General features: G+C 60.3%; 10 protein-coding genes. 4 read left to right on the plus strand and 6 right to left on the minus strand.

All coding sequences use genetic code 11. The annotated features are described in order from the left end of the window. Positions 1 to 136: 136 nt before the first annotated feature. The 3 genes from ACWKWE_RS07105 to ACWKWE_RS07115 are packed head-to-tail and all read right to left on the minus strand — an operon-like array spanning position 137 to position 2,466. Complete coding sequence (locus ACWKWE_RS07105; protein WP_166597641.1) at positions 137 to 1,480, minus strand: ATP-binding protein; 1,344 nt, start codon at positions 1,478 to 1,480, stop codon at positions 137 to 139. Then, positions 1,477 to 2,154 (minus strand): response regulator, encoded by a 678-nt coding sequence (locus tag ACWKWE_RS07110; RefSeq protein ID WP_483850101.1) that lies wholly within the window; start codon positions 2,152 to 2,154, stop codon positions 1,477 to 1,479. The genes ACWKWE_RS07105 and ACWKWE_RS07110 overlap by 4 nt, the downstream gene beginning before the upstream one ends. A 57-nt stretch (positions 2,155 to 2,211) precedes the next feature. Continuing rightward, complete coding sequence (locus tag ACWKWE_RS07115; protein ID WP_483850102.1) at positions 2,212 to 2,466, minus strand: hypothetical protein; 255 nt, start codon at positions 2,464 to 2,466, stop codon at positions 2,212 to 2,214. A 225-nt stretch (positions 2,467 to 2,691) separates the two neighbouring features. Between ACWKWE_RS07115 and ACWKWE_RS07120 the strand changes: the two genes are divergently transcribed. Both ACWKWE_RS07120 and ACWKWE_RS07125 read left to right on the plus strand, forming a co-directional pair. Continuing rightward, positions 2,692 to 3,498 (plus strand): dienelactone hydrolase family protein, encoded by an 807-nt coding sequence (locus tag ACWKWE_RS07120; RefSeq protein WP_166597655.1) that lies wholly within the window; start codon positions 2,692 to 2,694, stop codon positions 3,496 to 3,498. Positions 3,499 to 3,694: 196 nt separating this feature from the next. After that, entirely contained in the window at positions 3,695 to 4,414 is a 720-nt protein-coding gene (locus ACWKWE_RS07125; protein WP_483850465.1) for a 4'-phosphopantetheinyl transferase family protein, read from the plus strand. Positions 4,415 to 4,537: 123 nt separating this feature from the next. Here ACWKWE_RS07125 and fhuF read toward each other — a convergent pair whose 3' ends face one another. From fhuF to ACWKWE_RS07140, 3 genes are read right to left on the minus strand one after another with little or no spacing between them, the layout of a single operon-like run. Next, entirely contained in the window at positions 4,538 to 5,290 is a 753-nt protein-coding gene (gene fhuF, locus ACWKWE_RS07130) for a siderophore-iron reductase FhuF (protein ID WP_483850103.1), read from the minus strand. Next, positions 5,248 to 6,888 carry an ATP-binding protein gene (locus ACWKWE_RS07135; protein WP_483850104.1) on the minus strand — a complete coding sequence of 547 codons (1,641 nt, stop codon included), beginning with the start codon at positions 6,886 to 6,888 and terminating at the stop codon, positions 5,248 to 5,250. The genes fhuF and ACWKWE_RS07135 overlap by 43 nt, the downstream gene beginning before the upstream one ends. Next, entirely contained in the window at positions 6,885 to 7,625 is a 741-nt protein-coding gene (locus ACWKWE_RS07140) for a response regulator (RefSeq protein ID WP_166597636.1), read from the minus strand. Before ACWKWE_RS07140 ends, ACWKWE_RS07135 begins: the two co-directional genes overlap by 4 nt. 869 nt (positions 7,626 to 8,494) lie before the next feature. Here ACWKWE_RS07140 and ACWKWE_RS07145 point away from each other — a divergent pair. Together ACWKWE_RS07145 and ACWKWE_RS07150 are read left to right on the plus strand one after the other, a co-directional pair. Then, positions 8,495 to 11,410 (plus strand): ribonucleoside-diphosphate reductase subunit alpha, encoded by a 2,916-nt coding sequence (locus tag ACWKWE_RS07145; protein WP_483850105.1) that lies wholly within the window; start codon positions 8,495 to 8,497, stop codon positions 11,408 to 11,410. Positions 11,411 to 11,766: 356 nt separating this feature from the next. Further along, on the plus strand, positions 11,767 to 13,014 hold the full coding sequence (locus ACWKWE_RS07150; RefSeq protein WP_341962976.1) for a ribonucleotide-diphosphate reductase subunit beta: 1,248 nt from the start codon (positions 11,767 to 11,769) through the stop codon (positions 13,012 to 13,014). The last annotated feature ends 46 nt before the right edge of the window (positions 13,015 to 13,060 follow it).

Below are 13,060 nucleotides of genomic sequence, written 5' to 3' on the forward strand. Positions count from 1 at the left end.
GTCCCGCGACCGGCGACGAAGTCGTCGTAAAGCCGGTAGATGCGGCGTGTCAGGAATGCCCCGTCATCAGGGTTTACGACTGCTGCGCAGCCGGTCGCGGGACAAGCCACGCTCCTACAGGGGAGTCTGACGCGGCTCATATCGCAAACTGAATCCTGAACGCCGCGCCCCCCAGGTTCGACTCGCCCAACGTCAACTGCGCGCCGTAGCTTTCAATGATGTCCTTGACCACCGCCAACCCGATCCCCTGCCCCGGATTCTGCCGGTCCAGCCGCTCACCGCGTTCCAGAATCCGGGCACGCTGGCTCTGCGGCACACCGGGACCGTCGTCTTCGATGAGCAAGACATCGCCCATCACAGACGGCTGCCAGCTCACCCGCACTTCGCCCAGGCACAGGCGATAGGCGTTTTCCAGCAGGTTGCCGAGCATTTCCAGCAACGCGCCTTCCTCCATTTGCACCTGACTGTCGTCCGGCAAGTCAAACGTGACATTGACCCGCTTGTCGCGATAGACCTTCTCCAGCGTGTTGCACAAACTCTCGACCACAGGCTTCAAGGCCACGTGATGGCGTACCAACCCACTCTTGCGCAAGCTCGCACGTTGCAATTGATAGCCGATCTGCTGGCTCATGCGCTCGATCTGCGACTGCAGAATGCGCGCTTGCTCAAGGTCTTCCGGGCGCTTGGCGATGTTCTCACTGACGCCCTGCAACACGGCCAGCGGCGTTTTCAGGCTGTGGGCCAAGTCACCGAGGGAATCGCGGTAACGCGTCCGCTGCTCGCGCTCGCTGCGCAGCAGGCGGTTGAGGGAGCCGGTCAGGCGCAGCAGTTCGCTGGGGTGCTTTTCACTGAGACCTTCCCGCGAGCCCTCTTCGACCTGGTCCAGTTCCTGACTCATGCCCTTGAGCGCCCGGAGGCTCCACGTCAGGCCGACCCACAGCAGAATCAGCAACACCAGCAAGGCGCCGCCGAAACCGAGGTACAGCTTCTCGCGCAGGCCGGAAATCGTCTGTTGATACTCGCGAACGGGCTGCACGGCCACGATGCTGTAGGCCGCGTTGCGCCCGCCGAGCAGCTTGATTTCAACGTCATACACGAAGAATTCTTCGCCGTCCGCCTGACGGATCTTGGCGAACTCGGTGCCCAGCCCGTCGTAGCGCGGCTGGTAGTCGATGGCTTCGTCTTCGGTGGCGCGAGAACGCCAGACCAGCTTGCCGGCCCGGTTATAGATGTACCCGAGCAAACGGCTGTCGGGCAGGCTGAATTGTTCGCCGGGAAGCAGCGTCGGCATCATCAGCCGATCGTCTTCGACCCGGGCAGCGGAAATCAGCGTCGTGACGTCCGACGCCAGGCGTTTCTCGATGGAGCTTTCGAGCGCCAGGCTGAAGGCGCTCTGTAACGCAGGCAACATCAACAACATGAAGATGACCGCCAGGGTGGCGGCGGCCAGCATCAGCCGGACGCGGAGCGATCGAATCATCGACAGCGCTCAGTGAACAGGTAACCCAGGCCTCGTACGGTGTCGATAGGCTTGAAGCCGTCCGCGCCTTCGAGCTTGCGACGCAGACGGCCGACCAGCACCTCGATCACATTCGGGTCACGCTCCTCGTCGTCCGGGTACAACTGCTCCATCAGGCGCTCTTTCGGCACCACCTGCTGATGGTGGCGCATGAGGTATTCGAGAATCCGGTATTCGTAAGCGGTCAGCGCCAACGGCTGCTCGTGCATGGACGCTTGCTTGCGATTGAGGTCCAGCGTCAGCGGCCCGGCAATGATCGTCGACTGGGTGAAGCCGCTGGAACGGCGCAGCAGAGCATTCATGCGCGCTTCCAGTTCTTCGAATTGAAACGGCTTGACCACGTAGTCGTCAGCGCCTGCCGCCAGCCCTTCGACCTTGTCCTGCCAATTGCCACGAGCGGTCAGAATCAGAATCGGAAAAGCCTTGTTTTGCGCGCGCAGCTGACGAATCAGGTCGAGCCCGCCTATGCCCGGCAGGCCAAGGTCGATCACCGCCAGATCGTGGTTGAATTGCCCCGCTTGATACAGCGCCTCTTCAGCATTGCCCACCGCTTCGACCACGTGACCGCTTTCGGTCAGGCGGGTCTGCAAGTGATGGCGCAACAGGGCTTCATCTTCGACAACCAGCAGTTTCATGACGCACTCCCAGGCACATTCATACCTCTCGCTTGATGATCCTTGAACGCTGACGGCTTACAACCGGTGATGAACGGGCAAATAATTGTCCGGCCTCTGAGTCAAGCTGGCCGACTGCGACGCGTAGGCCCCGCTCATCGCCGGTGCGGCGTCGGACAGTTTAGCCGCGCTCGGCATCATTATCCCGCTCAGTTTCTTGCTGTTTCTCGCCGCGTCGGCACGGGAAACGTCGGCTCGGCCTTCAGTGGCGTGTGCGGCAGCGCTGCCACCCAGAAACGCCAGCGCCAGAAAGAGCTTGTTCATCGTCGGCATGTGCAGGTCCTCGGGCGCCAGGCGCCTTGGTGGGTACGGGGCCGAGAATACGCAGCCAGCGCTGAACCCCTCCTGAACACGTTCTGAACCTCGGCTGAACACATATGTACCGCACGGGGTCGGAACCTGTACGGCACAATCGTCTAGGCTCAACGCCAGGCGAAGCCCTCAAGATCAAGCCCTCTAAAAGGGGACACCCCCGAAAAGGAGAGAGACATGCGTTCCATGCGTTTACTGATGGCCCTCACGCTCATGTGCCTGGCTGGACTGGCCCAGGCCGAAGTGAAAACCCGCACCCTCGACTATCAGGCCGCCGACGGCACGAAGTTGGTGGGCTATTACGCTTACGACGACGCGATCAAGGGTCCGCGTCCGGGCATCGTGGTGGTGCATGAATGGTGGGGCCTGAACGATTACGCCAAGCGTCGCGCCCGCGATCTGGCCGTATTGGGCTACAGCGCCATGGCCATCGACATGTACGGCGAAGGCAAGAACACCGAACACCCGAAAGACGCCATGGCCTTCATGCAAGCCGCCACCGCAGACGCTGGCGCTTCGGCCAAGCGCTTCGACGCGGGCCTTGAGCAGTTGAAGAAGCAGCCTGAAACCAACCCGCAGAAAATCGCTGCGATCGGCTACTGCTTCGGCGGTGGCGTGGTGCTGGACGCGGCACGTCGTGGGGAACCCTTGGCCGCCGTCGTCAGTTTCCATGGCGCGCTGACCACCAAAAGCCCAGCCAAGGAAGGCGTGACCAAAACGCCGATGCTGATTGAACACGGCAATGGCGACACCATGGTCACCCCGCAGAACGTCGCGGACTTCAAGAAGGAAATGGACGCCGCCAAGGCTGACTACAAATTCGTCGGCATCGACGGCGCCAAACACGGCTTCACTAACCCCGACGCCGACAAGCTGAGCCACGGCGACCATGGCGGTCCGGACATCGGCTACAACCAGACCGCCGACATGAGCTCGTGGGCTGACATGAAGGCGTTCCTGAAAGAGCAATTTGCGAAGAATTCGACGTTGTAAGCCGATCTGAGATTCGGATTGATTCTCGTCCCTGTGGGAGTGAGCTTGCTCGCGAAAGCGCCAGTGCAGTCAGTGATTTGGGGCAACTGGAATATCGTGTTCGTTACCAAGCTCATTCCCACAGGCTGATCTTTGCCATTGGGCTCAATGCCCAGTTCCCATGACAACCAAACGATCCCACGGCACAATGCCGCCCATGACGCCAAGCCTCCCTGACTGCTGCCCCACCCTCACCGCCCACTGGCCGCTTCCATTTCCATTGGCCAACGTGGTTTTGGTCAGCACCCCATTCGACCCGCAAAAGCTCGTCGACGGCGACTTCCAGCGCTGCTTGATCGAACCACCCGCCAACATTCAACGCTCGGTCGCCAAACGTCAGACCGAATTTCTCGCGGGACGCCTCTGCGCACGGGAAGCGATGCACCGGCTTGACGGCCGTCAACACGTGCCCTTGATTGGCGAAGATCGCGCCCCGATCTGGCCAAACGACCTGTGCGGCTCGATCACCCACAGCACCGGATGGGCCGCCGCCGTCGTCGCGAACAAGCGAGACTGGCGCGGGCTGGGCATGGACGTCGAACAGTTGATGACCACCGAGCGGGCCTCAAGACTCGCCGGGGAAATCCTCACCGCCGACGAACTGCAACGCATGGCCGCAGGCCCCGAACACCAGATCGCGCTGCATGTGACCTTGACCTTCTCCCTCAAGGAAGCGCTGTTCAAGGCGCTCTACCCCCTCGTGCTCAAGCGCTTCTATTTCGAAGACGCTGAATTGTTGGGCTGGACGGAAACGGGCACGGCCAGGCTGAGATTGAAGATTGAGTTGTCGGAGGAGTGGCACAGCGGCAAGGAACTCGACGCGCAGTTCAGCGTGGAGGGGGGGCAGTTGTTGAGTCTGGTGGCGATTGCCAATTGACCCCGTGGTATCCCGGCGGATGTAAATCCCCCTGTGGGAGCGAATTTATTCGCGAAGCGGTGGATCTAGCGACACTGAGAGGTGATCTGAGCGATCTTTCGCGAATGAATTCGCTCCCACAGGTCAACCCGCTGCGTCTGGTCGCCCTTGCAACGGACAATGCTCACACCGCCCCACCCATTCCACCCGGTAACTCAAACAACAACTGCGTCGCTGCCGAATCGATTGCCCTTCGGCCCCTTCTTTATAGGTAATGGTCTTGAACAGTGGATTGCGCGTCCCATCTGGCCGAAACCGCCGATTCAGCAAGCCATGACCGACCTCGGCAGCCGCAGCATCGACGTGCGCCAGTTGCCGCAGGCACGTCTCCAGATAATCCCCGGCACTGCTCCACAACACCGCCGGTGCAAGGCTGCCATAGGCATTTAACCGCTCGATCACCTGTTGCAGGTTGTCCAGCAGCGGCGCGAATTGCTCGAAGGGATCTATGGAATCCGACGCCTGAAACGCCTCCCCTTCAAATCGAACCCCGTCGAGAAAACCCCGCTCATGCAGGGCAAACGCCAGATCATCCAGCGCCAATGACCAGCTCATCCCCTTCACCAGACTCGCCACTACCACGGGAGGGATCAACTGCATGGCGTAGAACTTGAACCACTGCGACACCAGCACCGGCAGCTTCTCGGGCATCAGTTCCGGGCCGTAGACCTGCATCAGCAGCCGATCCAGCACCTCGTCGCACAACAACTCCGGCAGCGGAATCACAGGGCGGGCATCGTCCTGAACCCACGTTTCGCCGAATCCTGCGAAAGGCCCTTCAAAGATGTCCTGCGTCACACATCCCCCTGCTGACGGGGCCAGGTCAGGCTGAAACACGCGCCGCCCAACGCCTGACTGCGACCGATCAACGCCCGTCCGCCGTGCCAATGCACGATGCGCCGCACGATCGACAGCCCCAACCCATGACCACCCGACGCCCTCGTCCGGCTATCGTCCAGGCGCATGAACGGCGTAAAAATCCGCTCCCATGCGGTTTCCGGGACACCGGGGCCGTCGTCTTCAACGTCGATGCGGCAACGCGCCTGGCTCAATTGAAAGCCGATACGTACCTCGGACTCAGCGTGACGCATCGCGTTGCTCACCAGATTCTGCAAGGCCCGGTGCAGATAGCGCGGTTCGGCCTCGACCCAGGCTTCATCGCCTTCCAAGGCGTCTTCGTTGACGGAAACACAAATCCCACGCGACACCCGCACATTGGCGCGCAGCGGCGCCAGTTCGGTGATGACCTGATCAATCAAGGCGTCGAGGTCGACACGCTGAAAACTCAGGGTCGGCGAACCCTGCTCCAGCCGCGCATAGGTCAACATCTCGTCCACCAGTTTGTCGAGGTCCTGAATGTCGTTGTCCATCCCGACCATGTACTTGTGCCGCGCCTCCGGGGTGCTGGCATCGCTGATCATCTCCAGGCCGAAACGCAGGCGCGCCACCGGCGTGCGCAGCTCGTGAGACACGGCACGCACCAGTTCGCGCTGAATGGTCAATGAACGCTGCAAATGCTCGGCCATACCGTTGAACGCCGAGGCCAGCCGCCCCACCGAGTCGGCGCCGGTTTCCGGCACGCGGGTTTCCAGGCTGCCCTGGGCGATCTGCGTGGCCGCCGCTTCCAGCCCTCGAAGACGACGCTCTAGCCGACGCACCAACAGATACACCACCAAACCGATCAGACACAGCCCAAGGAATGCGATCAGCACCAGCAGCTCGGGCGGATAGGGATTCATCTGGTACAGCGGGCCAATTTCCAGCACCCACGGGGTTTCGCCGACGCCGGACAGGACGCGGATCGAATCGCCGCCCTTGCCCAGCGCCATGACTGTGTCGCCTTCGTCAATGCGCCGCCGCTGGTCATCGTCCACGTCGGCTTTTTCCAGCTTGATCAGGTGCATGTCGAAGCCGAAGCCCTTGCTCACGCGCAGGGTTTCCAGGCGCACCGGCTGCTCATCGACGGGGAAACGCACCAATTCATCGAGCAGCAGAAAAATCGTCGCACGGGCCAGTTGCTCGCTGATCTGCTGCACCTCGCCGGTCAACAGCAGAGCACTGCCGGGTTTACCGGGTGCGCTGGGTTCGACTTCGCGAAACACACGGGCGGCATGGGGGCCAGTCTGTTCAACCACCACTTGACCGCGGCTCAAACGATTGCGCGCCCCGCCGTCCAGATGCGCCTGTTCGGCGGTTTCCAGTTCAAGGGGAATGCCCAGCAAACGTTCCCACACCGCCAAGGCGCGGGTGCGTTCAATGCCGTCCATCGCCTTGAGGTTGTCCCCCATCAGGGCAAACGTGCCGTGGGCCAGTTGTTCGCGGTATTGCTCGCTGCGCACCTTGTTGGCCAGGTGCAGCGTCAGTACGCCGAGCAGCGCGACCAGCACCAACACGCCGAGCATGCCGCCGTAGATTCGCAGGAAGATCGAATTCATCGCTCGGCCCGGGCGAAGACGCTCATTTCTTTCGCCGCTTCCGGCACGAACAGGTAACCCTTGTTGCGCACGGTTTTGATCAGCCGTGGGTGAATGGGGTCGTCACCGATTCTGGGGCGGATTTTGGAGATGCGCACGTCGATGGAGCGGTCCTGCCCGTCATAACCGACGCCGCGCAGGGCGGTGAAGATTTCCTCGCGGGATAAAATGCGCCCGGCGTTGCTCACCAGTAGCCACAACAGATCGAACTCGGCGCTGGTCAGCTCGATGCCGGTGCCGTTTAGCGAGGCTTCGCGCAGGGCGTTGTCCACGACCAAAGGACCGAAGGTCAGCCGCCGTGATTCTTGCGCAGGGGTGTCAGGCGTGTCACTGCGCCGCAACAGCGCATGAATGCGCGCCAGCAACACACGGGGGTGCACGGGTTTGCAGACGAAATCATCGGCGCCCATGTCCAGCCCCAACACCTGATCGCTGTCGTCGGTCCGGGCCGTCAGCATGAGGATCGGCCCGTCGTAGTCGGCGCGCACCTTGCGGCAAATGCTCAAGCCGTCTTCGCCGGGAAGCATGAGGTCGAGAATCACCAGATCCGGCTGCTCCTCGACAATGCGCCTCGCCGCCCGCGCGCCATCGCCCTCCAGGCTCACTTGCAGGCCATTGTTCTCAAGGTAATCGCGGGTCAGTTCGGCCAGCCTAAGGTCATCCTCAACGATCAGCACCTGCCAGGGTTCTTGCTGCACGTTCCGTGTCTCCTGGGGTTGTTCTTATTAATAGAAGATCCGTTGGTCTCGCGTGGCGACAAATCATAGAGCGCGGTGGGCACCTGTGGGAGCGAATTTATTCGCGAATCGATGGGGCAGACGATACATCTCTGTGGTCTGAACGATTTTTCGCGAATGAATTCGCTCCCACAGGATGAACTCCACTGATGAATGAGAGGTGCATCGCCCTGTTTCTCAACATGACACGCGACATGCAAAACCACCCTCAACGCATCCCTGTTCACCCCGACGCCCGAGACAGAATTTGCACTCACGCACAACCCGTAAAATTCTTTTTACTCGCGAAAAAACGGTGATCGGCAGCCCATCCCAGTGGCTACGCGGCCTACGCGGGATTTCCCCATATCCCACACAAATTACACACAGCTTTATCCACAGGTCATGTGTCTAGGATGCGTTGCAATTAGTGTCCGAAACGCATTATCTTGTACCCCGTCGCTGATCGAGACCCTACATGTAGGGTTTCACTGAAAAAACCAAACACAAGTGACCGAGAGATTTCAAGCATTTTTCTCGCGCCCAATGGGTTGAATTATCCCCGTTTCACCGCCTGACCGCTCACACGCGAATGGCAGACACCAGGCTTCATGATCTGCGCGTTTCGGTACAAGTGTTGCAACATTAAACCAGCATTCTGCTTCAGATTTTCCGGGTGACGAGCCGTAGAGCCGCACCCTTTTCGGACTTCAAAGCCAGGGTCGGCGCTCCTTCAGCCTTCCCATTCGTTATGAAGTCATTGGGTCGACGTTTGTCGGTCAACTGCTTCAAGACGGAACGGTGGGCATGTGATTCATGCCCAATAAACATTAGAGAACGTGGAGACACCCATGCAAACAGACACAACTCGCGAGAACTCGCCCGCCATCGCGCCGCAGACAGGTGCGACCCAGCAGGACCTGTCCGCGACCGCACCGGGTCAGCTGCGTGTGATCAAGCGTAACGGCACTGTCGTTGCGTACACCGATGACAAGATCACCGTTGCCATCACCAAAGCGTTCCTCGCAGTTGAAGGTGGCACCGCCGCCGCGTCTTCGCGTATCCACGACACCGTTGCCCGTCTGACCGAACAAGTCACCGCGACCTTCAAACGTCGCATGCCTTCGGGCGGCACCATCCACATCGAAGAAATCCAGGATCAGGTAGAACTGGCGCTGATGCGCGCTGGCGAGCAAAAAGTGGCTCGCGACTACGTGATCTACCGTAACGACCGCTCCAAAGAGCGCGCTGGTCGTGGCGGCGATGCCCCGGTTCAGGCGCACCCCTCGATCCGCATCACTGCCAAAGACGGCAGCCTGGTGCCACTGGACATGGGCCGTCTGAACACCATCGTCACCGAAGCGTGCGAAGGCCTGGCTGAAGTCGATGCCAACCTGATCCAGAACGAGACCCTGAAAAACCTCTACGACGGCGTGGCGCTGACCGACGTCAACACCGCGCTGGTGATGACCGCGCGTACCCTCGTCGAACGTGAGCCGAACTACTCGTTCGTGACCGCCCGCCTGCTGATGGACACCCTGCGTGCCGAAGGCCTGGGCTTCCTGGGCGTCGCCGAAAGCGCCACTCACCACGAAATGATCGACCTGTACGCCAAGGCCCTGCCGGCTTACGTCGCGAAAGGTATCGAGTTCGAACTGCTGAACCCTGTGCTGGCCGAATTCGACCTGGAGAAACTGGGCAAGGCGATCAACCACGAGCGCGACCAGCAATTCACCTACCTGGGCCTGCAAACCCTGTACGACCGTTACTTCATCCACAAGGATGGCGTGCGTTTCGAACTGCCGCAGATTTTCTTCATGCGCGTGGCCATGGGCCTGGCGATCGAAGAGAAAGCCCGTGAAGACCGCGCCATCGAGTTCTACAACCTGCTGTCGTCCTTCGACTACATGGCGTCGACCCCGACCCTGTTCAACGCCGGTACCCTGCGTCCACAGCTGTCGAGCTGCTACCTGACCACTGTTCCGGATGACCTGTCGGGCATTTACCACGCCATCCACGACAACGCCATGCTGTCCAAATTCGCAGGCGGTCTGGGCAACGACTGGACCCCGGTTCGTGCGCTGGGCTCGTACATCAAGGGCACCAACGGCAAATCCCAAGGCGTCGTGCCGTTCCTGAAAGTCGTGAACGACACCGCTGTGGCCGTGAACCAGGGTGGCAAGCGCAAGGGCGCTGTCTGTGCCTACCTGGAAACCTGGCACATGGACATCGAAGAGTTCATCGAACTGCGCAAGAACACCGGTGATGATCGTCGCCGTACCCACGACATGAACACCGCCAACTGGATTCCTGACCTGTTCATGAAACGCGTCTTCGACGACGGCAAATGGACCCTGTTCTCGCCTTCCGAAGTCCCGGACCTGCACGACCTGACCGGTAAAGCCTTCGAAGAGCGCTACGAGTACTACGAAGCGCTGACCGAGTACCCAGGCAAGGTCAAGCTGTTCAAGACCATCCAGGCCAAAGACCTGTGGCGCAAAATGCTGTCCATGCTGTTCGAAACCGGCCACCCATGGCTGACCTTCAAGGACCCGTGCAACCTGCGTTCGCCACAGCAGCACGTCGGCGTGGTCCACAGCTCGAACCTGTGCACCGAGATCACCCTGAACACCAACAAGGATGAGATCGCGGTCTGCAACCTGGGCTCGATCAACCTGCCGAACCACATCGTCAACGGCAAGCTGGACAGCGACAAGCTCAAGCGCACCATCGACGTTGCCGTTCGCATGCTCGATAACGTGATCGACATCAACTACTACTCCGTGCCGCAAGCCCGTAACTCGAACCTGCGCCACCGTCCGGTCGGCCTGGGCATCATGGGCTTCCAGGACGCGCTGTACCTGCAGCACATCGCTTACGGTTCGGACGCTGCCGTCGAATTCGCCGACCGCTCCATGGAAGCCGTCAGCTACTACGCGATCCAGGCTTCCTGCGATCTGGCGGACGAGCGCGGTGCCTACGAGACGTTCCAGGGTTCCCTGTGGTCCAAAGGTGTGCTGCCGCTGGATTCGCAACAGATCCTGATCGAAGCCCGTGGCCAGAAGTACATTGACGTCGACCTGAATGAAACCCTGGACTGGGCGCCCGTCCGTGCCCGCGTTCAGAAAGGCATCCGTAACTCGAACATCATGGCCATCGCACCGACCGCGACCATCGCCAACATCACTGGCGTTTCGCAGTCGATCGAACCGACCTACCAGAACCTGTACGTGAAATCGAACCTGTCGGGCGAATTCACCGTGATCAACCCGTACCTGGTTCGCGACCTGAAAGCCCGTGACCTGTGGGACTCGGTCATGATCAACGACCTCAAGTACTACGACGGTTCGGTTCAGCAGATCGAGCGCATCCCGCAAGAGCTCAAAGACCTCTACGCGACCGCCTTCGAAGTGGACACCAAGTGGATCGTCGACGCGGCAAGCCGTCGTCAGAAGTGGATCGACCAGGCTCAGTCCCTGAACCTGTACATCGCTGGCGCATCGGGCAAGAAGCTGGACGTGACCTACCGCATGGCCTGGTACCGCGGTCTGAAAACCACCTACTACCTCCGTGCCCTGGCTGCGACCAGCACCGAGAAATCGACCATCAACACCGGCAAGCTGAACGCCGTTTCCAGCGGCGGCCACGGCCCGGACGACTCGGCGATCACCGCCCCACGTCCAGCCGAAGCAGCCCCGGCCGCCGGCCCAGCGCCCGTGCCAAAGGCCTGTGCGATTGATGAGCCGGATTGCGAGGCTTGCCAGTAAGGCAAATCGCGCTCCTTCTGTAGGAGCGCGCTTGCCCGCGAACCAGACACCCTGGAGTCGCTGACACAACACATGTAGCAGTCCGGCTCGCCGGCGGCAGCGTCTTCAAAACCGCCACCACCCGCAAACCGGACCACTGCAAACGGCCCTACACCGCACACCTGTAGGAGTGAGCTTGCTCGCGAATACGCCAGTCCATGCACCGGCGATTCCCGAATCGACACTCAAAAGAAGAAACACCGAGGGCCACCCTCACCTATTCATGTTCTTTGCGTGCAACGCCTGATACGCAACCAACACTCAAGATCCACCCGGTCAGTCATTACCACTGACCCTCACGCAGGAGACTCATCGTCATGCTGAGCTGGGACGAATTCGACAAAGAAGACGCCGCTGAACCCGCCAAAGGCGCCAACGCTGGCCACGCTTCGGAAGCTGCCATGGACAAACTCGACAGCGCCGGTGGTGCTGCCGCTCGCGACGCACGCGCCGTCAGTGCCAACGACTCCGCTGCCATCGCCCGCGCCAAAGCCGCGCTGGACAAACTCGACATCGCCGAAGGTCTGGCCGAACTCGAAGGCTCCGCCGCCCGCGTTGCTGTCGACGAAAAGCGCATGATCAACTGCCGCGCCGACCTCAACCAACTCGTGCCTTTCAAGTACGACTGGGCCTGGCAGAAGTACCTCGATGGCTGCGCAAACCACTGGATGCCGCAAGAAGTCAACATGACCGCCGACATCGCCGTATGGCGTAACCCGGAAGGCCTGACCGACGACGAACGCCGCATCGTCATGCGCAACCTCGGCTTCTTCTCCACCGCCGACTCCCTGGTTGCCAACAACCTCGCGCTGGCCGTGTATCGCCTCATCACCAACCCTGAATGCCGCCAGTACATCCTGCGCCAGGCTTTCGAGGAAGCGATCCACACCCACGCCTACCAGTACTGCATCGAATCCCTGGGCATGGACGAAGGCGAGATCTTCAACATGTACCACGAGATCCCGTCAGTCGCGAAAAAAGCCGCCTGGGGCCTCAAATACACCCGCGCCATCTCCGACCCGGAATTCAACACCGGCACCGTCGAGACCGATAAAGAACTGCTGCGCAACCTGATCGCCTACTACTGCGTTCTGGAAGGCATCTTCTTCTACTGCGGCTTCACCCAAATCCTCTCCATGGGCCGCCGCAACAAAATGACCGGCGTCGCAGAACAGTTCCAATACATCCTGCGCGACGAGTCCATGCACCTGAACTTCGGCATCGACGTGATCAACCAGATCAAAATCGAAAACCCACACCTGTGGGACGCCGAACTGAAGGAAGAAGCCTCGCAAATGATCCTGCAAGGTACTCAGCTGGAAATCGAATACGCGCGGGATACCATGCCTCGTGGGGTGCTGGGTATGAATGCGGCGATGATGGAAGACTACCTGAAGTTCATCGCTAACCGTCGTTTGTCGCAGATTGGGTTGAAGGAAGAGTATCCAGGGACGACCAACCCGTTCCCTTGGATGAGCGAGATCATGGACTTGAAGAAAGAGAAGAACTTCTTTGAGACTCGGGTGATTGAGTATCAGACGGGTGGGGCGTTGAGCTGGGATTGATTAAACCTAAGACCTATTTCGTAGATAGCCTCGCTTCGGCGAGGCG

It is taken from the genome of Pseudomonas salicis (assembly GCF_057128705.1).